Consider the following 23341-nt stretch of genomic DNA (forward strand, 5'->3'; position numbering starts at 1 on the left):
ATTAAGTTATCAACTTCCTCCGGACACTATAATCAGTACCAGACCGGAGATAAAAAGAATAAGCATCAGCGTAAGTAACAGATTGGTAGACTTTGAAGCCCCCTTAAACTCTTTCCAAATGAAGAGTCCCCACAAGGCGGCTACCATCGTTGCCCCTTGCCCCAGCGCATAGGAAATAGCCGCACCGGCTTTTCCGGCAGCGATATAGCTGCAAGCAGTTCCCAATGCCCAGATTATACCGCCCAACACACCCACCAGATGCGTATTGAAGTTTCCTTTGAAATACTGGCTGTAGTACACAGGTTCTCCCATAAAAGGTTTCTTCATCACCAGTGTATTGAACAGGAAATTACTGATAAAGATACCTATTGCAAACACGAACAAAGCCGAATAAGGAGTCATCATGCCTGCTGTGGGTGCTTCCAGATTTTCCAGGTCCATAGCTGCCGCCACAAAACGATAAAAGAACGCCATCAGGATACCGGCGCATACAGCAACCAGGATACCTTTCTTACGGGTGCTCTGACCGGACGCTTTGGAAACTTTTCCGGATGCTATTCCATTAAAGATAATAGCCAGTACAATCAGGAAAACGCCCAGGAAAAGAATGACGGGATCTCCCTTCGGAACACTGAAATAATTGACAAATACCCCCAGAACCAATGCCAGCCCCACCCCTATAGGAAAAGCAACCGACATCCCTGCCAATGACATAGAAGCCGATAGCAGAATATTAGAAGCATTGAATATCACACCACCCAGGAAAGCGCTCCAGAAGTTCTCCGGACTCACTTGCAACAAGTCCTGTATAAATCCTCTCCCGGCCTCTCCCGTACTACCTAAAGTCAATCCCCAGATCAGAGAGAAAAGAACGATGCCAATCACGTAATCCCAATAGAACAACTCGTAGCGCCAGGTCTTGGCTGCCAACTTCTGAGTATTTCCCCACGATCCCCAGCAAAGCATCGTAACCCAACACAACGCCACTGCCAATCCGTAACTTTCAACTATAAACATAATCGGTATTTTTAGAGGTTAATTTATTCATTCAGGTCCAGTTCTTTACGATACGGAATAGAAGACTGCGCTCCCATTCTTGTCACGGCAACAGATGAAGCTTTAGAAGCCATTCCAGCAGATTGCCTCAAGTTCATGCCTTCTGCCAGTCCCACACATAAAGCACCGTTGAAAGTATCGCCGGCAGCCGTTGTATCAACAGGTTCCACTTTAAAAGCATCCACACAATACGAAGTATCGCCTTCTCTCACCAAGCAGCCCTTCGAACCCAAAGTTACAATTATATTCTGTACTCCCATCGCACTGATTTCTTTTGCAACCCGTTCTGCATCAGCATCATTCACAATCTTTATACCGGTAAGCATTTCGGCTTCAATCCGGTTGGGAGTAATCATAAACAGGTATCTGAGTAACTCTTTCGGAAGGCTCCGGGCAGGGGCCGGATTCAAGACTACCTTCACCCCTTTTTCAAAAGCTTTCCTGGCAGCATATTCCACCGTTTGAATCGGAATTTCCAGTTGCATCAACAAGATGTCTCCTTCGCACATTTCCTCCACAACTTTATCCACATCCTGCTCGTTCAGCAGCATATTGGCTCCGGAAGCCACCACTATACTATTCTCTGCGTGATCATCCACACTGATCAAAGCAACTCCGGAAGCAGAGTTTTCATCAAGAGTGATATATTTTGTATCTATTCCCTCTTTCTTGAAATAATCCACTGACTGCTGTCCCAGTATATCATTCCCCAACTTCGCTACAAAGATCAGATTACCACCCAACCTTTTCACTGCAACTGCCTGATTGGCTCCTTTACCACCTTGGTGCATAAAGAATTCACCACCCAGAATGGTTTCACCGGGGACCGGCAGATGAGAGGTCTTCACCACCATATCTATATTGGAACTGCCAATTACTATAATTTTCTTCATGGTACTATATTTTTAATAAATAAATGCATGTATGTATCGCCGTGACAAGACATTTCTTCTAAAAACTTATTCATAATCAAGTATTTCCCGTTTACTGATTGAGCATACCATTGGTTTCTTTCAGTTTCATTAGGCAATACTGAGAGTTTCACCGCTTGGAACAAAGAGTTTCAAGGGATGAAACTCTTTGTTCCATCCGATGAAACTTTGCTTTTAGTATGATTGCTTATTTTCTTTCAAGATATTTCTTATACCCTTCATAGGTATCTGTTCCCGGCTTGAAGGTGGCCCAACTGAAATTCGTGATATGATCGGTAAACATTCCGGCTACTCTCAGCTGTTCCTCCAGCTCGATCCAGGGTTTGGTCCGCATGGTAATTCTCGGACACCAGCACTCTTTGAACGACTCTATATCTACTCCGAAAATCACTCCGTTAGCATCGCAGGCTTTCTTTATTTCGGCAAACCAGTTGGGCAGGTCCACATCAAAATCTACCAGACAACGTCCGCCTATATCCTGAAGATAAAGTACATCTATATCGGGAGTCTGGGCAAATATCTTACCAAACCATTTTCCGCAGAGATCAGCAGGCATTCCCCTCCACAAAGCAGGAGCTATGCAGACTTCTTTCGGAGACTTCGACTTCACATAAGCCGCCACTGTCTGCAAATAATTAGCCAGCATAGACAAGGCGGGTTCCTGCTGCCAGCCTACCGGATACGAGCCGTCATGAAATTCTTCGGTTATGTACCATCCCGCCAGGCTGGGATGATTCCCCCAAAGGGCAAACAGTTCATCGAATACTTGTTTATTACGCTCCACCAGAAATTCATATTGTTCCGGTTTTGTAGTATCTTCCTTGCTGTAATCACCGGGATATAGTCCAACAATCAGCTTCATCCCGTTACGCTCGGCAGCATCGAACATTCGGTTCATGATATCATATTGCTTGGTCACCCACGGCAGATTTGTCGGCGAATAGAAAGAAGATTTCTCATTCGTACGGTCATTGAAACCTTCGGCATACTGGATAATCCAAGTGTCAATGCCCACTTCACGGCTTGCTTTGAATTCTACGTCCCAGTCGGTCTCTTTATAGACGCTATTCAGCTGAATGAAAACACTGGAGAACTTGGGAGTTCCCTTGAATTCAGGAGTATAAGAGGTCAGCTGCTCCAGATTGTCGATGCAAACCTCATCTGTACATGCGCTGTTATCATCGTTCGTGATTTCAAGACGATAACCTTCAAGACGGTTCAGAACCAGTTTGTTTTCGCCCAGATCACGCCCTTTGGCAAAAGTAAAGGCCTCATAAGGCATCACTACACGTGTCCATTCTTCCTTGGTCAGTACATCCTTATCCACATACTCGAAGAACTGCCAGCGATCTTTGTCATGAAGCGCATCCTGCGTAAACTGATCCACATCCTGAATAAGCATGAAACGGAAGGTACCTTTATTATTCTTATTACCTTTCACCCAGATGGAAAGTCCCAACGGATGGAAAGACAAATCACTGCGATAGTCTCCCCCACTCTGCTGGATATATACGGATTCGGTTCCGGACGCATTGCCGGAAAAAGAGTATTTAAGCTCAAAGCTTCCCGTTCCCTCCACACAGTCATCGCTGATAAAACGGTCTATCGAGGTTTGCGGTGACTCGGGAAGTCCTTTCATTTCGTACACCACACAGCTCATCTCGTCGTAAGCATTCAAAGTCTTTACCGCACGTGCTTTCGCTATTATCTCCTCTGCTGTGGGGGCCTGTTTACTACCGCAAGCCGCCAACACAAGCAGCAGAGAAGAAATACTGATTAGGGATAGTATATTTTTCATATTTGTTTCGTTGTATAGATTATTACTTCGGTTATCCATATTTTCCCGTTCGATACTGGATTTTTCCATTTAAAAGTTACAGTGTGCTTCCCTACAGGACGGTCATAGCAGAAGAACAATTCACACTTCCGGTGATTGATATATTGGGGCAAGGCGGTGGTTTCATAGAACTGTCCATCGATATATACATCCATCTCCGCCGTATAGTCCGCCGGAAGCCCACCTGCCACGTATCCTTTTACAACCAGTCCGGTTCCTTCGAAAGAGAAGGGATTTACATCATCTATGGATTTCTCTATTGTAAGTTTATCGCTCACTTTCAGATTCTCAAAAGCTACTTCCAAAGCAACAGGTCTGATGTTCTCCCGTCTGATTATGAAGTCTGTTCCTGCCTTCCCGTTTCCATGTTTCTGCAACATCTCGCTGGCATGTCTGTACGTCATGTCATAGGCTTTATTCAGACTGATATCCGTATGGGAGAAAGGTATGTCTTCTACTTCATACAAAGCTTCTTTCCAGGATTCGGGGATGTTGCTGTATCCTATCATGGTTCCCAGGATGCCTGCGGCTGAAGCCGGATTACAGTCGGAGTCCTGACCGGCACGCGTGGCGATATCTATGGTCTTTGTGAAGTCCCCCTGTCCGTAAAGCAAGCCCAGGAGTATATAGGCACCGTTTATCTTCGTACCGATATTAAAGGAGTTATGAATGCCTTCGGGACAACTGATTTCTTCGCTCCACTTGTTCTGCAACTCGAACCAGGTTCGTTTCCAGTCTTTCGGATATTTCCTGTGCCAGCGAATTACGTCCGACATACATTTGTGGAAATCGCTTTCTTCCGGTATCACCTTCAACGCTTCTTTTACGATATATTCTATATCATTGCTGACATAAGCCAGAGAGTACATGGCTGCCACATAAACTCCGCCATACCATCCTTCACCATAGGACATGATATGCCCCACCCTATCGCAGATTTCAGCGGCCTGATTAGGCATTCCCGGTGACATAATCCCGGCAAAATCCGCTTCAATCTGGAAGTCGATGCAATGTGCATGAGGGTTATTCTTCCAGTAACCACTCTGGGGTGCTTTCATCCCCTGCAACAGATTGTAGCGGGCTACCTGGTTGGCATGCCACAATGGATATTCTGTCCGCCCGAAAGCCGTCGCAAAAGAATCAATCGGAGCAGCCAGCCCGCATCTTTCGAAGACTTCCACAAAAGTCAGATCCACATAAACATCATCATACAAACCGGGAAAGGTATCATACCAATTCTTGACCGTATGCTTATCCCAGGGAATGGGAATATAATCCTGAATGATAGTTCCCAAGAATTTAAACTCAGTAGGTCCCCCGTAACTGCATCCCAGGGTCTGCCCCGCCCATGCGCCCTTCACTTTATCACGCAGGCTCTGCTCGGACAGAACAACTTCTTTATTTCCTTTATGAACGGCGGCAGCCAGATCGGCTATAAAGAAGAAAGCCATCAGGAGCCATATTAGATTTCTTTTCGACATACTCATTTCTTGTTTTTACTTTCGGGCTTTACTCAATCACTTTATCCGTCAGATCCCAGCCCATAATCGTTGAGATATAAGGAATTATCCACATCGCCATCTTCTTATGTCCCGAATATCCGGGATGCCATGCAGCCCCTAGGTCGGTAGTCCGGTTATAGAGGTTCTTATCCAGTTTCAGTAGAAAGACTTTCGGATCATTCACTTCGTTTATTATCGCTTCATAATAACTGAATACAGGAGCTTGCATAGCTACAGGGTAAATGCACAATATGGGAATATCTCCATAATGCTCACGCAGTTGTGCAAGGATCTGTTTGTATGCTTTGGTGAATTCGCTTTTGTAAGGATGGGGCTCCGTTGAGAAATCATTGGAACCTAAATTGATAACTACCAGATCCGGAAGATATCCCTTAAAATTCCATTTATGAGTAAGGTCTTCGTCAAAGGTATTCAGCATCCGGTCTTTCATCGTAACCTTCGACACGCGTACCGAATCACCATAATTGCGAGCGGCTCCTCTACCGGAATGGGCAATCAGTGTATAGTCCGCATCATAATAACGGGCTACCATAGAGGCAAATGTGAGATTACAATTTTCCGTCTCCACCAGGAAAGGCTCATCGCGATGTTTCCCGTCTGTGCCATATCCGCAGGTAAGCGAGTTTCCGATAAACTCGATATGCCGTGTGCGTACTGCCGGCTCTTCCGCCAGGCGTCCCGAACCGGACAAGACAAACTGATGGATAGTTGTCTTGCCGAATTCACCTTCGGAACGTTTCTGTATCTTCAAACTATGAATGCGCTTATCTATGCCCGATACCAGATGGATCAATGTATCCGTTCCGCATACTTTCACGACTTTATGCAGTTTGCCATCAACAAATACATTATAATAACTCGTTCCTGTTTCAGAAACTTTCACTGACAGCCTTCCACCAGTAAAACGGGTTTCCAGATAAGTACCTACCCAGTCGAAAGCTACCGAACCATCGGAGGAAACCAATGTTCTGCCGGTATACCGCACGGCAGGATCATTCCCTTTATAAACAGTTCCGTTTCTTTGAGCTTTCAGTTCCGCAGAACAACTTATCCCTATCAGGATAAACAGATATAGACAATAACGTTTCATCATTTTCCTTATTTACGTTTCTTATTTTTAGCTTTCAATTCTTTCAGGTATTTCATGTATCCGTTGAACAAGTCGATAGTGCGTGCTTCGCCCACACGGATAGACATCTTCGGATCATTGAATACACCCGGGAACTGATAGCAAAGAATCTTCTCAAAGTTATCAAACAGGTTCAGGTCACGGATGATTTCTTCTACCGGACGGGGATAGAGGGAGTTATCTGGATTGAACAGGAATACTTCCAGGTCGAACCACAAATGAGCTTTAGCCTCATCACAAACTTTCTGCAACATGTTAGCCGCTTCCTTACCGGTCAGATCACCATCCGGCATACGGGCAAATCCGAATGGACACAAGATATCCAGATGTTCCATAAGTGCCGGATACGTATCCATTCCGTTGGGAACTTCAAAACTGTTGGTAGCCAACATGATCGGTTTGTCCGGTGCAAATCCGTTACAGTAAGCCTTAAACTCTTTGAAGAAATTCACAATATCGTCTTTTCTCTTTTTACGCATTTCGGGGCGTTGTTCCCAGTTATCCAGACCACCGCCACTCTCTTCGGACACATAGAAAGCATAAAAGGATTCATGGTGACCATACATATCCCACAGTTCTTTAGCCACCCGCTTGTGCCATTCCAAAGATTCGGGGGTAAAGTCGAACCAAGCAAACATACCCACTCCCATCAGTACGTTCATGCCCTGTTTATCGGCTTCCGTCAGGATGGCCTCAATCGGATCTTTGGCTGTAAGTTCCATACGGCCGGGATACAGTTTGGAAGGATAGAAGGCTTTACCTACATAGTTATCCACATTGGTAGTATGTTTGCCTACATATTCTTCATTACGGAAAACTTCCTGTATAACCACCATATTCATTTCCAGCTTATTCATGGAACGAATCAACTCTCTCCACTGATCGTCGGTCATCTTCTTGATATCCTGATTCCAATGTTTTCCTTCGATTTCACTCCAGTGATAGATGCCCGTCCAGGCACCGGATATCTGTTGGATAGAGCGAATGTCCGATTCAATCACTTCTATATCCTTTGTCTTCCGACAGGTCTTATCTTCATTGGCTACCTTGAAGATCACTTTATTCTTTCCCACCCGATCCTTGGTAGGTATAACCACCTTCACCGTTTCGGCCTTTCCGGCAGGGATTGTCACAACCGTTTCGTATAACAGTGCATCCTTATTCTCTTTATTCCAATACAAAGCTACCTGATAAGTCTGTTGTGAAGCACTTTCGTTCACAATACCACCGCGGATATCCAGATCGACCTTATTGGTGATTTTTCCCGGAGGTATTAAAGTTAAGCTCACTTTATTCTCTGCCTGCATACTCACCAGACTGAACAAAGAAAAAAGAAGTAAAAAAGTACGTTTCATAATCATCTTTTTAAATTAGAATTAGTTAAAACTACCCGGATAAGAAATCCGTGATTCCGTCTCGCCACCAGTCAGACGAATATAGGAATCGAACTTGCGTTCTCCCTCCTGCAATATGATTACACGGGCACCGTTAGCCAAATTATTGTACACCGTATTTCCACCTGTATAACGCCCGTAAGCCAATAGCACCTCCTTATATATAACTGCATAATCATTGTTATGATCGTGGCCGGCAAATGTTCCCATGACGTCACCACACTCTTTGATAGAAGTAAACAGACCTGAATTAGTGGTAGGGCAAGCAACTCCTTCACCTCTCACTCCGAACAATCTGTTTTTATCTTCCATCACAGCATCTTTGTATTCGGGTATGGGAATATGGAAAAAAGCCAATGCAGGAAGAGGAATATCATTATTCTGCTTCGTAAATTCCTTACTTTGATTTCTGTACCAAGCAATCTGGTCAAACTTAATCCAGTCATATCCGGGTACTGACTTTATCTGCGTGTATGCATGAGAATCGATGCAATATAAAAGAGCCGCATTTTTATTCTTATCCTTTGACGACTTCACCGTCAAAACATAATCGGGGGCGACTTCGCCCCCACGGGCAGGCATCATACTGTTTTTCTTTTGCGAGAGATAATCATACAATTCCACCCGGGTGCGATCATACTCATCATCATGATTGCCAAATACCACTCCAAACGGAATATTGCGTCTGATGCAAGGCTCCAAAACAATGTCCAGCCCTTTGAAAGCTTCATTGGAAACAACCACATCTCCCGTAAACATGACGAAATCAGGACGTTCAGCATCCAATACTTCGTTAATACGATCCAGAGATATTTGTGAATTTGCCTGATCATCATATTTATAATGAACATCCGTAAACTGTACAATCTTAAACTTGCCGTCACGATTGAACTTCAATACTTCTTTCTGGCCCCAAACCGTAAGAGCATTAAATAATACCATTAAGCATAAAGCTATTTTCTTACACATCATATCTTTTATTTTAAACTATCTATAATCTTCAATAATAATTCAGGTTCATCTGTAGTAATATAGTCTACTCCCAACAAATAATATTGTTGCAACTCTTCCGCACTATTCACCGTCCAGACATTGGTAAGTAAACCGGCTTCCCTGGCTTTTTGAGTCAGGTTCTTATCTTGCCTGTATGCATAGTAAGAATAATCAATTCCTGAGATGCGGTCGTTCACCAGGTCCTTCAGTTCCTTCTTACCTTCCCATAAGTAAAGAGTTCTGGCTGTAGGATCCAGTTCACGGATACGTTTCAAGACTTCATAATTGAAACTGATATATTCCACATACCCCTGCATTTTCATGCGATGAACAATACTCACCACAGAGTCTGTCAACTGTAACGTACGCTCCAACCCTTTCTGGGAATCTTTTATTTCAATAATAGGATGGGTACTATTCTGCGCCCTTGCAGCTATCAAGAGCTCCTGAAGTGAAGGCACCGGGTCTTTCTTATTAATCGTTTGTTGAAACAACTGCAATGAGGTGATATTTTCAACTTCCAATCCATATACATGCGGATCATGGGAAAGAATAACTCTATTGTCGGCAGTTAACCAGACATCCATTTCAGATCCCTGACATCCCAATTCCACCGCATTCTGAAAAGAACGAACTGAATTTTGCAACACCCCTTTCTGTCTCCAGGCACCCCGATGAGCCACCACTCTGTTCTTGCTGAAGCCGTCTTTCAATAATTCAAACTCACACTGCTGCCCGTCAATCAAAAGGGTTATGCCGTATCTATAACTCGTCTGCCCTGCTGATAATGCCTTATTCTTTTTCAGACAGATTGATTTCTCTTTAAGATCAATCCGGAAAAGAGAAGAAGTATCACTCAGCAAACAAACATTGGAGGGTGTGGGATATATCCGACCCACTGCACTCCCCGACTGCCCCACGGGAATCAGATAATTATCCAACACATACTTCGAAATATCTCCGGCCCTCATGACGAAGGAGCTAAGAAGCATTCCTGCTATAAAGATTGCATTTTTCATCCTATTCTATCAATAACAAATATACACATCCATAAAATCGTTATTTATATCCGCAATAATAAATTCCGTCTACTTATCCCGTTCACACATAGTCGTAGCGATTATTTAAACGGGCTACACCCTTTCAGTGTTAAGGCTACACCCTTTTGCTCGGATAGCTACACCCTTTCGCCCTTATGGTGTAGCCCTTTTCAGTTTACCACTACACCTTCGGGTATTAGAGTCTTCATTATTTACAAAAGTCCATTGTCTTCCAGGTACTTTTTATAACTTGTATAATTGTTTGTACCCTTCTTAAAAGTAACCCAACTGAAATTCGTGATATATTCGGTAAACAACCCTGCTACGAATAATTGCTCCTTTAGTTCACTCCAGTTCTTTTCCCGATAAGGGACATTCGGACACCAGCAACTCTGGAATGATTCTATATCAACACCAAAATGTACGCCGTTGGCATCACATGCTTTTTTAATCTCAGCAAACCAATTAGGCAGGTCTACATCCACATCCACCAGACAGCGTCCGCCAAGATCCTGAATGTATAAATAATCAATATTGGGCGTCTGAGCGAAGATCCGTCCAAACCATTGCCCGCAAAGATCGGCCGGCATACCTCTCCATAAAGCCGGAGCGATAGAAACGGGCTTATCCGATTTGGTCTTAATATAAGAAGCCACTCCTTCAAGATACTTAGCCAACATGGATAAAGAGGGTTCTTGCTGCCAGCCTACAGGATAAGAACCATCATGAAATTCTTCGGTTATATACCAACCTTCAAGGCAAGGGTGATTGCCAAATTGTTCATACACCTCATCGAACACCATCTTATTTCTCTCCAAATTGAGATTATATTTCTCCGGTGATGCCGTATTTGTTTTACTGTAATCACCGGGGTAAAGGCCTACAATCAGTTTTATGCCATTGCGTTCGGCAGCCTCGAACATTTTGTCTACAAAGTCATACTTCTCGGTAATCCAAGGCATATTGGTATTCTTATAGAACGAAATACTAGTATTTTCTCCGTCTGTAAACTGTTCCACATACTGGATAATCCAAGTATCAATGCCGATGGCACGGCTATCCTGAAACTGTTTATCCCAGTCTTCGTTGACATAGGCGGTATTCAATTGTACAAAAATGCTGGAGAACTTGGGCTTACCGTTTTTCAGCTCATAAGAAGTCAATTGCTCCAACGCATCGATACCTACTTCACCGGTGCAGACTTCATGTTTCGTATTTACGATTTCAATCCGGAATCCCTCAAAACGGTTTAGCAATAAGCCGTCAGCCGTAGCCCCCTGGCCCTTTTTATACAATTTGAACGCACTGTAGGGCATAACCAAACGGTTCCAGCCTTCTTTGGATAATATTTCTTCGTCTTCGAAAGCATAATATTGCCATCTCTTACGTGTACTGTCATGCGGTTTGTCGGCATTGAATTGCTTCTCATCTTCCATAATGATGAAGCGGAAAACACCTTTGTTACCTTTTTGGCCTTTTACCCAAATAGAAAGTCCCAAAGGATAAAAAGACAAGTCGGGGCGATAATCTCCCCATGTTTCTTCGAAATAGACATACTCAGGATTTGAAGTCATAGGTTTACCGGAAAAACTGTATTTCAGCTTAAAGCTTCCTACTCCTTCTTTATAGTCATCACCTAAGTCATAGTCAATAGTGGCTTTGGTAGGTTCTTCGGCACTGGTAGGACCAGTACGATAAATTTCGCACCCTAATTCATCGAAAGGGTTAATATTTTTAGTAGCTTTCGTGCTATTCAATACTTTGCGTATCTCTTCTTTCAGGTTATAGTCACCATCCTGATCGTTTCCTCCTCCGTTATGATCATCACTTCCACAGGAAGTCAAAATAAAACAGAACAGACTTACCAATATAGCAGTTGTTTTCATAAGGCATTAGTTTTAAAAGAGAGTGCCGCCGGATTAGCGGCACTCCCGATTTGAATTAATCAATGTGTATTATTGACGGAAATAACTCATCTTATACATTCTTACAATAGACTGTGATAAATCAAAGCCAACAACAGAGGTTGCAATGTACACGTCATACCCGGTTGAGGTTACTTCTTTGTAGACAGCAACGTCTCCCCAGCTAAAGTAATTCTGCCCCCATGCGGACATATCGCTTGTAAATACACAGAAGTCACTATATCCGTCATCGTCCGGTCCCAGTTCCATCTTAGAAGTATTGGTAATGTCGAATACCTTGAGGGTAGCACCACCACCAGCCCATTGGTCAGCACCTTGGTCATTGAGTGCCAAATAGGTATCATTTTCCACCTTAAACACATTGAAGCCAAGCAAACGGTATTCATGGTCGGCAGCATTCAAGGCCGTAACCTCCATGGATGTCGTAAAGATATTGAAGCGACTCTTCAAAGCCTCATCACTATTTCCATTTACCCACTTCGTATAACTGATGTAATGATCTGAATCATCGGCCAATGAAACACGCTGTATGGCAGGTGCGGCAGTCCAAGAACTTCCGGCCGGTCCGTAACGTAGTTTATTAGGCTGATTGGCAGGAGTCACTAACTGACCATCCTGTAATTTCCAATAATAAATAGTCATATCATTAGGCCCTGTACCATAAATATAAGCTGTACCGCTGGTTACATCACCCGCTACATTCATGTTATACCCCAAATCTCCCGGGCAACCATCACCGGCAGTATAGTCAAGCAGTAACTTATGTTCCTGATCTGCTTCAGAATAATAGAAGACCATGAAACCTGCACCGTAAATATTTTCACGGGAAGTAATCAAGTGACCGGCATCATCCGTACGAGCCTTCATCATAAACGATCTTGCTGCATCTATAGTCTTAACCGCTGCTCCCGTCTTCATGTCATACAGGTAGATAGGACCATTGTATTCCTGAACTGCCAGATATTGACCGTATATTGCCAAGCCTGTATTGTTGCGGCTTGCTAGTCCCAAATCGGTGCAGTTCTTTTCCCACACTTTGGAGAACTTGGTTTTAGGCGGTGTCGGTACGACACGAATCGTATTGTTATGACGATTGCCCAATGCATCGATTACTGTTATTTTATAAGGTTCAGTGAAATCCATTTCACCTCCAACTCCCGGAACAACATAGCAATTATGTTCCACACTTACAGTACAAATCAGACGGCTTACATCGAGCGGGTCCTCATCCGTGGTAGGAACTTTCACCGTAATTTCTTCTCCCTCTTCATAAGGACCTTTCTTGGTAGCATAAAACTCCGTCGGATTATCAGGTATCTGAATGGTTACATTAAGTAGACCATTTACTTGGCTTTCATGTGCTGTACTCAAGTCAGGAGACTCACAGGAAACTAAGAGCACTGCCCCAAACAAACACGCTGTTGCTGCAATTCTATTAAGTATTTTCATAGTTTCATTTTTTAATTATTTCCATTCATCAAACTGTTCACAAGCAGAGTTCTGCTGAATTTCTGCAATAGGAATAGGGAAACGGTTGTATTTTTCCAGATAAACACGCGTTTTACCAGCATCACAATCCACAACATCGTATTCATATCCGTCGCCTACTTTTGTCGGCTTCACTCCTTCCATGTGAGTACCATTCAGGACTGTAGTTGCCAGCCCCCAACGGCGGAGATCCCAAAAACGATGTCCTTCAAAAGCTAACTCTACCATTCTTTCGTGACGGAGAAGTTTCATGAATTCAGTCTTTGTACTGGCAGATACTGCCGGCAAATCAACTCTGTCTCTCACTTCATTCAATGCTTCCAATGCTTCAGTAAGTTTATCTTGCATTGCCATTGCTTCAGCATAAATCAATAAAACTTCAGCATAGCGCATGTAATAGAAAGTCAAGTCAGTTCTACGCATTTGGCTTTTACTAATTTCCGGATCAAACAACTTACGCATATAGTAGCCTGTACAAGTAGTGCCACCACCTAAGCCATAACCATCCACACTACCTTCGTATGTATAAAGTGTTTCTCCTTTCCATTGACAACCGTTATAAAGTATGGAAGCATAGAAACGTGGTTCACGGCCTTCATAGGGATTGGCAGCCATTTCCGGATTATTCCAGTCAAACTCTTTACCATCAGCCATCTGATAAGCTGATACCAATGTTTCTGTCGGACTGATTTCAGCATAACCTCCATCACTGGGCGGACAATTGAAATAATCAAAAGAATAATCCAACGTTTCATAAACATAGCCGAACTCTATGACACTTTCATTATTTGCAACCGGTTTCGCTCTTCTATTTAAGAACAACTTTCCATAATCCTCATACAATTCATACCCTTGCTTTTTCAATTCGGCAGCAGCATCGGAAGCATCTTTCCAACGTTCAGCATAAAGCATAGCACGAGCTTTCATTCCATAGGCTGCACCACTTGTCAACTTACCGGCCTCTACAGTACCTCTCAGAGGTAAATTTTTAGCAGCAAAGTCCAAGTCTTCTGCTATGAAATCCCAGCATTCATCGGGCGTACAACGTGCATGATCCTTTTGTCCAAGTTCAGGCAACTGCTTGTACAGGATAAAACTGGCTCCATAACGTTTCGCCAAATCGAAATTAGCCACAGCACGGAAAAAACGGAATTCCGCCTCTGCGCGTTTGGCTACCTCCTCGGTAAAGTTTTCACGGTGTTTTTCCAATCCTTCCAAGGCACGGCAACAAGTCAATTGCCAGGAATGCCTATTATTCCAGTTATCAAAAAGATTACTGGCAGAAGTAATAGGAGTAGAACCGAATACAAACAAATTAGTATTGGCAACCGGATTATTGGCTTTCAAAAGGTCAGCACATGCATCATCAGTGATTGAATAATATCCTCCGATCAAAGAATAAAAGCCATTAATATACAATTGCAGATTTGTTTCATTCGACCAAGTGATATCGTCAGGATAACTACTTGTCAGAACAGGATCAATATCACAACTACTCAGCGTGAAGCAAGCAGAAGCAAATATTGTTAATATCTTATTTACTGATTTCATTGTATTAGTTTTTTAGAAAGTTACATTTAATCCAAATTCATACGTACGCTGTTGAGGATAGTATCCCTGATTTACACTTGGCATTTCAGGGTCCATGTGCTCCAGATGGGATAAAGTAAACAGATTACCACCAGCCACATAAGCACGAATTCTTTCAAAGCCAGCCTTTTTACTCCATTTCTTTGGTATGGTATATCCCAACTGAATAGACTTCAGACGCACATAAGAACCGTCTACTACCCACCAGGAAGAGAATTTTCCACCATTTGATCTCGAATCGATTCCTAAACGGGGATATTTAGCATCGGTATGATCGGGACGCCAAGCACCTTCCACCAAATAATAAGGAGTGTTTCCATCAGCATAGAAAGGACGCGTATAGAATGTATCATCACGAATTCCACTACTATACAATCCGCATAAATTTACATCAAACAGAGCGGCGCCTTGCAACAGCATATTAAAATCAAAACCTTTCCATTCAGCACCCAGATTCAAACCAAACATCATTTCCGGTGTATTGCTACGACCAATTGGAACCATATCCTGATCCCAAGTAATCTTACCATCGCCATTAATATCTTTCAGCTTGATATCACCGGGTAATGTCGGACCGAAAACAGCGCTATGGGCTATTTCTTCTTCCGACTGGAATAAACCATCTGCAACAAATCCCCAGTATCTTCCCATCGGGCCACCAGTAGCACGTTTATAATCAGGCACATTGGCATCTTCCGTCATTTTCAACACTTTATTACGAGCCCAAGAAAGATTACCTCTTACGCGATAAGTAAAATCTCTAATCTGATTATTATGAGACAATACGAGCTCAAAACCACGGTTATCATGAGAACCATAATTGATATATGTCGGATAGTAAGATCCCAACGACGGCGGGAAGTTGGCTGACTGAGACTCCAATGAACGGGTGGTCTTCATATAGAACACATCTAATTCAACACCCAATAAACCATTCCACATGCTGGATTCGATACCAATATTATAAGTATCAGTCAACTGCCACTTCAAAAGAGGATTTACCGGACTGCTCAATCCCAAATATTTCTGAGGACTGGTACCGAATAATACAGTCGGGTCAGCTGATAAACTGGCTGTAGAGAAATAAGTCATCGTATTGCTAATGGCACGATCGCTACCCAAACGTCCTACAGATGCGCGAATCTTCAGGTTTTCCATAAAAGGAACGGCTTCTTTAAAGAAGTCCTCCTGAGAAAGTCTCCATCCTACCGAAACACCCGGGAACACACCCCATCTGTATTTCTTGGGAAGTGCTGTAGAAGCATCAATTCTACTGGTGAACTCCAACAAATACTTATCATCATAAGAATAGTTCAGACGAATTACATAGCCGGCGCGTTTAGCCTGACTGTGTCCGCCTTTCACCAAATCTTTATTCACCTCAAGTCCATAGTTCAAATCCATGATATCAGTTATAGGAAAATCCGTTCTACCGGCAGACATACTGGACTGGTCTGTTCTGGAAAATTCATACAAGAATAATCCGGATACGGCATGCTTACCAAATTTGTTTGAGTACTCAAGAGCAGGTTGAATTGTATAACCTTCACTTTCTGTAAACCACTGATTCAAAGAAACTTTATTAGCGATTCTACCAGTCTCTACATTACCTTGCCGGGTAGTCTGGTTCCAACCGTACACATCATAAGTTAAGAAGTACTTCTTCTGCATAGTATAATTCTTCAGATAAGAAGCATTCAACTTAACAGATAGTCCTTTCACAAAAGGTAACTGATACTTCATGGCAATATTACCCTGGAAATATGTCTTCTTTACGTTATTATTACCAGACAAATCTCGTGCTGCAATAGGGTTGTTATTTCCATTACCAGCCGTATTTATACTGGCTATAGGCATTCCATCAGCCGTATAAGGTTTCAAGTAAGGATATGACAACAATGCCTGCTGGAAAATAGAAGCATAAGAACCTACACCTGCAGAAGCACCCGGTTCATCTTGCTCGGAAACATAACCGGATAAATCAAGAGACAAATCGAAGTTATCAGTAATCTTTGCATCCATATTAGAGCGAAAATTATACTTATCATAAGAAGTACGTTTAATGATACCTTCCTGATTGTATGCACCAACCGAAGCAAAGAACTTAATTTTTTCCGTACCACCGGAAACAGAAACATTGTTTGTATAGGTAGGAGCTGTATTACGGAATAACAAATCAAACCAGTCTGTATTTCCATAGATGTGCTCATTCTCTCCCGGGTTGGTAATGCGGTCTATTTCTTCAGGTGAAAATCTCAGGTTTTCCTCCGCAACTCCATCCAAAAGCTGAGCCTTATTATACCAATAGGCATAATCCGGTCCATTCAGGAATTTCGGAAAATCAGTATTCTGACTCAATGTAAGTGATCCGTTATACGTTACGGTAGGCTTTTGAACAGCACCACGTTTCGTCGTAATAAGAATCACACCAGCAGCAGCACGCACACCATAAACAGCTGCAGCAGTCGCATCTTTCAAAATAGTAATAGATTCTACTTCGTCAGGAGAAAATGATGGAAAGTAATCAGTAATAACGCCATCAATAACAATCAATGGACTGCCATCTCCGGCACCATTACCACGGATGTACAAGTTAGCCCCATCGGCTCCTGGCTGTCCGCTGCTCTGTTTGGAAATCAAACCGGGCAAACGGCCGGCCAGCATACCGGAAAGGCTTCCGCTCGGTGCCATCTTCAGTTCCTTATTGTCCACTTGTGCAATAGCACCGGTCACATTTATTTTCTTCTGTGTACCGTAGCCTACTACTACAACTTCATCTAACAAATTAGCATCTTCCTTCATTATCACTTTCAGAAGTTTTTTTCCTTTCAGTGGCAACTTCTGAGTGATATAGCCCACATAAGAGAAAGTCAAATGCGCATTAGCATTAGGTACCATAATCGAGAAATGACCGTTTACATCAGTTATAGCCCCCGTCTTTCCTCCTTCGGTTACAACGGATACGCCAATCAATGGAATGTCATTCTCATCAAACACATTACCCTCTACCTTAATTTGAGCATGTGCACTCATACTCAGCAAAGAGAATAATAAAAATAGCAAACAAAGATACTTGTTTTTCATATTACTAAAATTTAAAATTAGGAATTGTATTCTCGTTTCATACATTCTTAGTTATATCTTCTAATATTTGCCAGCATTGGTAAAGCCCTCTCGGAACATGAAAACAGCCTTTCCACTTTCCACCTTTTAGAGGCAATAACACCTCACCTCTTCTATTCAGATAACCATACCATTCCGGATATTCATTATCTTTGAAATGGCTCCATGTATATTCATGTACCTTTTCAAACCAATCAAGACATTGCTTATCTCCGGTCAGTTGATAACCTTTGAGCAATGAAATCAGAGTTTCAATATGAACCCACCACAATTTCTGATCCCATTCTAATTGTTGAGGTGGACATCCTTTACGATCCATGAAATAGTAGATACCGCCAAATTCTTTGTCCCAACCATAATCAAGCATCGTCAAAGTTATATTCTTCGCCTTTTCAATCAGATCCGGACGGTTCAGACGTTTCCCTAGGTCCATAATAAACCACATTGCCTCAATATCATGGCCCGGAGTAACCTGGCGTCCTTCGAAAGAATCGGAAAGTTCTCCATTTGCCAGAACATTCTCTACAATAATGCCTCCAAGTTCCGGACGATAGAAAACTTCCATAACTTCATGGATGCATACTTCCATCGTCTTTTCCAGACAACCCTTATCCAGCAAATGCTCTATTTCCATAGCCAAATTACATAGGATCATCGGCAAAGCAAAATTCTTCAACTCACGTGTACCCGGATAAAGCTTATTCCATTTTCCCTTAGGATTGCCAGTCTTCGATAGTACAATATCGAAAGTCTTCATCGCTATATCCGCATACTCTTGATTTCCCGTAGCCAGGCTGAGCTGTCCAAATGCCATTACAGCAAAGGTATATGAGAATATGTTATAAGGTTCCACCAAAGGACGTCCTGTACGATCAAGAGAAAAATACCAGTTATAATTTCCATCATGACCATATTTTTTCAGAAACTCACCTCCCTGAATAGCACAGTCCAACCATTCCTGGCGTTTCTCTACCTTATTATAAAGCATCGAAAACAACCATACTTCCCGGCCCTGTAACCAAATAAATTTGTCTGTGTCAAAAACATTCCCTTTCCGGTCCAGACAGGTAAAATACCCACCATATTCGTGATCCTGGGAATGTTCTAACCAGAAAGGAAGAACATTATCCAACAGTTCATCCTTGTACTGATCCGTTAATTTCTTCAAATCCATAATTCTATTATTTTTTTAAGATGAGAGACTGGAAACGTTTTTTATCCGGCATGCATATAAACCGGTCTCTCAATATATTTATACCTATTTATCTGTTGTATAAGTAATGACGTCTCTTACCCAAATATCTGCTCCTTTCACTGGATTAGTCCATTTACAAGTCACTTTATATTTTCCGTAAGGCTGCTCATAATTAAAAAAGAGCTCATGTTTGCGATGGTTATACTTCAACGGTAACTTGCATATTTCCACCAGTTTATCATTAAAATAAACCTCTAATTCTGCAACATAATCTTCAGAAACATTATCACCCTTAAGTTCCCCCTTAATAACAGCCCCTATACCGTCGAACTCCACAGTCGAAAAGTTAGCAATCCAATTATCTACAGTCACCTTCTTATCGAGTTTTAAACCTTCAAAACTAATTTCCAATTTTGCAGGAACTGGCTTCTGAAAGTTGATCTTAACTTCATTCTCACCAACTTTTCCACCTTCTCTTTCTATCATCTGTAAAGCCTGCCCGTAACTCAACTCAGAACCTTTATTAAAACTCACAGTATTATTGAAAGGCATATCTTCAACAATTACTATTTCGGCCTTATATTTCTCCGGAAGGCGATTATAACCAAGCATGGTCCCCAAAATACCTCCAGAAGAAGCCGGATTACAGTCGGAATCTTGTCCTGCACGTGTAGAAATATCAATTGTTTTTTCAAAATCGCCCTGACCGTAGAGCAGTCCCAAAATAATATAGGCTCCGTTTACATAGGTTTCAATATTAAAAGGTACTTCAATACCATCTGGACAGGCAATATCATTAGTCCCCCATTTTTTTTCAATCTCTTCCCAGCACTTTTTCCAATCATCCGGATATTGTTTGTGCCAGTTTATAACATCAGTCATGCATGCATAGAAGCGACTTTGCTGAGGGATTGCTTTCAAACCTTCCGTAACGATGTATTCAATATCATCGCTTACATAAGCCAAAGAATACATGGCAGCCACGTATACTCCACCATACCATCCATCACCGTAAGCCATGATATGTCCGATACGGTCACAAAAATCCACTGCACTATTCACCATACCCGGCGACATAATACCTGCAAAGTCAGCTTCAATCTGAAAATCCAAGCAATTGGCATGAGGGTTATTTTTCCAATATCCACTGGCGTGAGGGGACAAACCTTGCAACAGGTTATAGCGAGCCTGTTGGTTTGCATGACACAACGGATATTCTTTAGCCAAGAATGCTGCCGCAAAAGAATCGACAGGAGCATCCAATCCACATCTTTCAAAGGTCTCTACAAATGTCAGATCTACGTAAACATCATCATAAAGACCACCTCCACCATCAAACCATTTCTTAATTTCCCCATTTCCCCATGGCATAACCACAGAATCAGGAATTATGGTTGACAAATACTGAAACTCTGTTGGACCACCATAGGTACATCCTAAGATTTGTCCGGCCCAAGCTCCCTTTACCTTATCGAATAGCGTGTCTTTCGATAGGGTGAGGTTCAGGTTCTCCTTTTGAGAAGTACCGCACGAACACAATGCTGCTATAAGACAGCTACTCAATAAATAATTTCTAATCTTCATTATATATAATATTAAGGTCAATTTTTATTTTTTCATCCAATGGCGTTCAATCTCTTCCAAAGACTTTCCTGTGGTCTCGGGAACAAGTTTCCAAACAATCAGCATATAGGGTACACACATGATTGCAAACAGAATGAATGTTCCGGCGGGGGTAAGATTCTGGAGCATCCAGGGGGTTAACTGCCCAATCAAGTATGTACCTATCCATAACGCAAAGCCGGCAATGGACATGGCAAATCCACGCACCCGAGTCGGGTACATTTCAGAAAGAAGCACAAATACCACAGCACATATAGACACGGCACAACAAAATACATAGAAAAGGAAAAATACTAAAAGGAAAATGCTGGAGATACCCCAGGACTCACCATAAATAAAGTAAGTTGCAATCAGTATTAAAGAAATTACCATACCTGATACGCCATAATAAACCAACTTTTTACGTCCTATTTTATCAATAATAACAAGAGCCAATACAGTAGTCAATGTATTCACCAATCCCACTAAAACCTGATAGAATAAAGAATCACCTCCGGATAAACCTGCATTTTCAAAAATAGAAGGTCCATAATATAAAACGGCATTCACACCCATAAACTGTCCCAACATAGCAATACATACACCGATAATAACAGCTTTCCTTATACCAGGTTGCAACAAGAGCTTCCATTCAGATTTAGACTCGGATGATAGTACAGATTTAGTCTCTGCCAATTGAAATAAAGCATCCTTAGAAGAGGTATAAATTCTCTCAAGAATATTAGTAGCCTTTTCTTCTCTCCCTTTCAATATCAACCAGCGCGGACTTTCGGGTATGAAGAATATGATGATAAAGAACAATAAAGCGGGCAATATCTCCATACCTAACATTCCTCTCCAGACTTCTGTTACAAATATCAGGCTCCACCACCCTGTAACAATATCAGGATTGCTCGTGGAATATCCCAAAAGCTGATAATTCACAAGATAAGCACCTAAAAATCCAATCGTAACCGCTAACTGGTACAAGGAAACCAAGCGTCCACGATACTGAGCCACAGCAAGCTCCGAAATATAGAGCGGAGAGATGATAGAAACAACACCTATCCCGACACCACCTATAATCCGATAGACAACCAATTGATTAAAATCCACAGATACAGCACAGCCAATGGCGGATGTGGAAAACAAAATAGCTGAAAGGATCATAGTAAATTTTCGTCCGAACTTATCGCTCAAAATGCCTGCAAAAAGTACTCCGATAATAGAACCAACCAGTGCACAGCCTACATACCATCCTTGTTGTAAGGCATCCAGTCGAAACTGTTCTGTTACTTGAGCAATAGTACCGGAGATAACAGCAGTGTCATATCCAAATAAGAAACCGCCCAAGGCCGCTACTACTGAAAGAAAAACTAAATAGCCTAAATTAATTGTCGACTTCATTTCTATTTTATATTAAAGTATTCTTTATATCTATTGTACAGATGTCCCGCCTGCAAATAAGCAGATTGCGGACTCATAAAGTGAGAAAATTCAAACGTAATGGCTTTATCATAGCCAGCTCTCTTTGCAGCTTCCAATTTCATCCTAAGCTTATCAAACTTGATCGGCAAGAAATTTATAGGCATATCACGATCGAATGTCTCCGCATTCGTCCAGCATTTCATTCCATATTTATCTGCCAGCTTTTTATTTACTGTAAAGAAGGCATCTAATTCATCATAATCAATGTGCCCATCTTGAAAAGCACATGCATCAACCACTTCATGGATTCCATCAAATATTTCATTCCATTCTCTTTCGTGTTCCTGAACTGAAACAGCATCTTCCTTAGTTAACTTATCAGTCCCCATCACAGCCTTCTTTCCATCAATCCAAGGAGAAATAAAAGTAGGTAAACCACCAGACACATCCTTACATTGTTTTCCCATTGCACGAAAAGCATCAATAGCCCCCTTGGTTTTACGACTGATCTCACCACTTATATACCAGCCACCAAAACTCTTATATTTTTCACCATATTGATTCCAGACTTCATCGATCACATACTTGTTATCTTCAATCTCCCATGACAAATCACCCGTATCCCAATATTTTCCGGAATCATACAGACCAAAATAAAACTTCATCTGATATTTTTCCGCTAAGCGAAGGTACATGTCTACTAAATCAACAGAGGGCATATAACATCCTCTACCCAATAAATATTTAGAAGGATAGGTGACAAACTTACGATAGCCGGAACGGATCATGATAACAGTATCAATTCCTATATTTTTCATGTGCCGGAAATCTTGATCCCATTCTTTTTCGCCCCAATTTTGATGAGGAATATCATGTGATATTTCATCTAAAAAAGTCCCGGTAATCTTTAACCCATTCTCTTTAGGAATAATAAGCCGACCAGCATCGCTTTTCTGTATTGAAGCAAATGAAGTGCTCTCCATTGCTTCAGTGGCCAGCAGTCCAGGAGCTACCAAAGCGGAAGCTCCTGTTAAAGCGACTTTCTTTAAAAATTCTCTGCGGTTACTTGTTTTCATAGTATTCCTT

General features: G+C 42.1%; 16 protein-coding genes. All 16 read right to left on the reverse strand.

From position 1 onward, the window contains the following. Window positions 1-9 precede the first annotated feature (9 nt). The 16 genes from BACINT_RS12650 to BACINT_RS12725 all read right to left on the reverse strand — a co-directional run bounded on the left by BACINT_RS12650 (window position 10) and on the right by BACINT_RS12725 (window position 23331). Window positions 10-1017: a GRP family sugar transporter gene (locus BACINT_RS12650; protein WP_007663673.1), complete on the reverse strand. Its 1008-nt coding sequence runs from the start codon at window positions 1015-1017 to the stop codon at window positions 10-12. A 23-nt stretch (window positions 1018-1040) separates the two neighbouring features. After that, window positions 1041-1949, reverse strand: coding sequence for a ribokinase (gene rbsK / locus BACINT_RS12655; protein ID WP_007663675.1), 909 nt, complete (start codon window positions 1947-1949; stop codon window positions 1041-1043). Window positions 1950-2175: 226 nt separating this feature from the next. Continuing rightward, complete coding sequence (locus tag BACINT_RS12660) at window positions 2176-3786, reverse strand: DUF4434 domain-containing protein (protein ID WP_007663682.1); 1611 nt, start codon at window positions 3784-3786, stop codon at window positions 2176-2178. Further along, entirely contained in the window at window positions 3783-5312 is a 1530-nt protein-coding gene (locus tag BACINT_RS12665) for an ADP-ribosylglycohydrolase family protein (protein ID WP_007663684.1), read from the reverse strand. Before BACINT_RS12665 ends, BACINT_RS12660 begins: the two co-directional genes overlap by 4 nt. Before the next feature lie 22 nt (window positions 5313-5334). Beyond that, window positions 5335-6441 (reverse strand): SGNH/GDSL hydrolase family protein, encoded by a 1107-nt coding sequence (locus BACINT_RS12670; RefSeq protein WP_007663685.1) that lies wholly within the window; start codon window positions 6439-6441, stop codon window positions 5335-5337. A gap of 5 nt (window positions 6442-6446) precedes the next feature. Then, window positions 6447-7832: a DUF4434 domain-containing protein gene (locus BACINT_RS12675; protein WP_052302195.1), complete on the reverse strand. Its 1386-nt coding sequence runs from the start codon at window positions 7830-7832 to the stop codon at window positions 6447-6449. 21 nt (window positions 7833-7853) lie between these two features. Further along, the gene (locus tag BACINT_RS12680; RefSeq protein WP_007663688.1) at window positions 7854-8843 is read right to left on the reverse strand and encodes a metallophosphoesterase family protein; all 990 of its coding nucleotides are present in this window, start codon (window positions 8841-8843) and stop codon (window positions 7854-7856) included. Between the two features lie 5 nt (window positions 8844-8848). Continuing rightward, entirely contained in the window at window positions 8849-9883 is a 1035-nt protein-coding gene (locus BACINT_RS12685) for a glycerophosphodiester phosphodiesterase family protein (RefSeq protein WP_007663689.1), read from the reverse strand. 233 nt (window positions 9884-10116) lie between these two features. Further along, entirely contained in the window at window positions 10117-11790 is a 1674-nt protein-coding gene (locus BACINT_RS12690; RefSeq protein ID WP_007663690.1) for a DUF4434 domain-containing protein, read from the reverse strand. Between the two features lie 69 nt (window positions 11791-11859). After that, complete coding sequence (locus BACINT_RS12695; RefSeq protein ID WP_007663692.1) at window positions 11860-13278, reverse strand: DUF5018 domain-containing protein; 1419 nt, start codon at window positions 13276-13278, stop codon at window positions 11860-11862. 15 nt (window positions 13279-13293) lie between these two features. Beyond that, window positions 13294-14868: a RagB/SusD family nutrient uptake outer membrane protein gene (locus BACINT_RS12700; protein ID WP_007663695.1), complete on the reverse strand. Its 1575-nt coding sequence runs from the start codon at window positions 14866-14868 to the stop codon at window positions 13294-13296. A gap of 12 nt (window positions 14869-14880) precedes the next feature. Next, entirely contained in the window at window positions 14881-17991 is a 3111-nt protein-coding gene (locus BACINT_RS12705; RefSeq protein ID WP_044155026.1) for a SusC/RagA family TonB-linked outer membrane protein, read from the reverse strand. A gap of 37 nt (window positions 17992-18028) precedes the next feature. Beyond that, on the reverse strand, window positions 18029-19204 hold the full coding sequence (locus BACINT_RS12710) for a n-acyl-d-glucosamine 2-epimerase (RefSeq protein ID WP_007663698.1): 1176 nt from the start codon (window positions 19202-19204) through the stop codon (window positions 18029-18031). Between the two features lie 84 nt (window positions 19205-19288). Beyond that, a complete protein-coding gene (locus BACINT_RS12715; RefSeq protein ID WP_007663700.1) occupies window positions 19289-20809 on the reverse strand; it encodes an ADP-ribosylglycohydrolase family protein in 1521 nt (506 codons plus the stop codon). A gap of 24 nt (window positions 20810-20833) precedes the next feature. Then, the gene (locus tag BACINT_RS12720) at window positions 20834-22234 is read right to left on the reverse strand and encodes a sugar porter family MFS transporter (RefSeq protein WP_007663702.1); all 1401 of its coding nucleotides are present in this window, start codon (window positions 22232-22234) and stop codon (window positions 20834-20836) included. A 2-nt stretch (window positions 22235-22236) separates the two neighbouring features. After that, on the reverse strand, window positions 22237-23331 hold the full coding sequence (locus BACINT_RS12725; RefSeq protein ID WP_007663705.1) for a DUF4434 domain-containing protein: 1095 nt from the start codon (window positions 23329-23331) through the stop codon (window positions 22237-22239). Window positions 23332-23341: the final 10 nt, after the last annotated feature.

It is taken from the genome of Bacteroides intestinalis DSM 17393, assembly GCF_000172175.1.
GTDB classification, from domain to species: domain Bacteria; phylum Bacteroidota; class Bacteroidia; order Bacteroidales; family Bacteroidaceae; genus Bacteroides; species Bacteroides intestinalis.

Excerpts from the sequence above, each read along its gene's own strand:
- BACINT_RS12650 (WP_007663673.1), bottom strand. The coding sequence starts at position 1,017 with ATGTTTATAGTTGAAAGTTACGGATTGGCAGTGGCGTTGTGTTGGGTT.
- rbsK (WP_007663675.1), bottom strand. The coding sequence starts at position 1,949 with ATGAAGAAAATTATAGTAATTGGCAGTTCCAATATAGATATGGTGGTG.
- BACINT_RS12660 (WP_007663682.1), bottom strand. The coding sequence starts at position 3,786 with ATGAAAAATATACTATCCCTAATCAGTATTTCTTCTCTGCTGCTTGTG.
- BACINT_RS12665 (WP_007663684.1), bottom strand. The coding sequence starts at position 5,312 with ATGAGTATGTCGAAAAGAAATCTAATATGGCTCCTGATGGCTTTCTTC.
- BACINT_RS12670 (WP_007663685.1), bottom strand. The coding sequence starts at position 6,441 with ATGATGAAACGTTATTGTCTATATCTGTTTATCCTGATAGGGATAAGT.
- BACINT_RS12675 (WP_052302195.1), bottom strand. The coding sequence starts at position 7,832 with ATGAAACGTACTTTTTTACTTCTTTTTTCTTTGTTCAGTCTGGTGAGT.
- BACINT_RS12680 (WP_007663688.1), bottom strand. The coding sequence starts at position 8,843 with ATGATGTGTAAGAAAATAGCTTTATGCTTAATGGTATTATTTAATGCT.
- BACINT_RS12685 (WP_007663689.1), bottom strand. The coding sequence starts at position 9,883 with ATGAAAAATGCAATCTTTATAGCAGGAATGCTTCTTAGCTCCTTCGTC.
- BACINT_RS12690 (WP_007663690.1), bottom strand. The coding sequence starts at position 11,790 with ATGAAAACAACTGCTATATTGGTAAGTCTGTTCTGTTTTATTTTGACT.
- BACINT_RS12695 (WP_007663692.1), bottom strand. The coding sequence starts at position 13,278 with ATGAAAATACTTAATAGAATTGCAGCAACAGCGTGTTTGTTTGGGGCA.
- BACINT_RS12700 (WP_007663695.1), bottom strand. The coding sequence starts at position 14,868 with ATGAAATCAGTAAATAAGATATTAACAATATTTGCTTCTGCTTGCTTC.
- BACINT_RS12705 (WP_044155026.1), bottom strand. The coding sequence starts at position 17,991 with ATGAAAAACAAGTATCTTTGTTTGCTATTTTTATTATTCTCTTTGCTG.
- BACINT_RS12710 (WP_007663698.1), bottom strand. The coding sequence starts at position 19,204 with ATGGATTTGAAGAAATTAACGGATCAGTACAAGGATGAACTGTTGGAT.
- BACINT_RS12715 (WP_007663700.1), bottom strand. The coding sequence starts at position 20,809 with ATGAAGATTAGAAATTATTTATTGAGTAGCTGTCTTATAGCAGCATTG.
- BACINT_RS12720 (WP_007663702.1), bottom strand. The coding sequence starts at position 22,234 with ATGAAGTCGACAATTAATTTAGGCTATTTAGTTTTTCTTTCAGTAGTA.
- BACINT_RS12725 (WP_007663705.1), bottom strand. The coding sequence starts at position 23,331 with ATGAAAACAAGTAACCGCAGAGAATTTTTAAAGAAAGTCGCTTTAACA.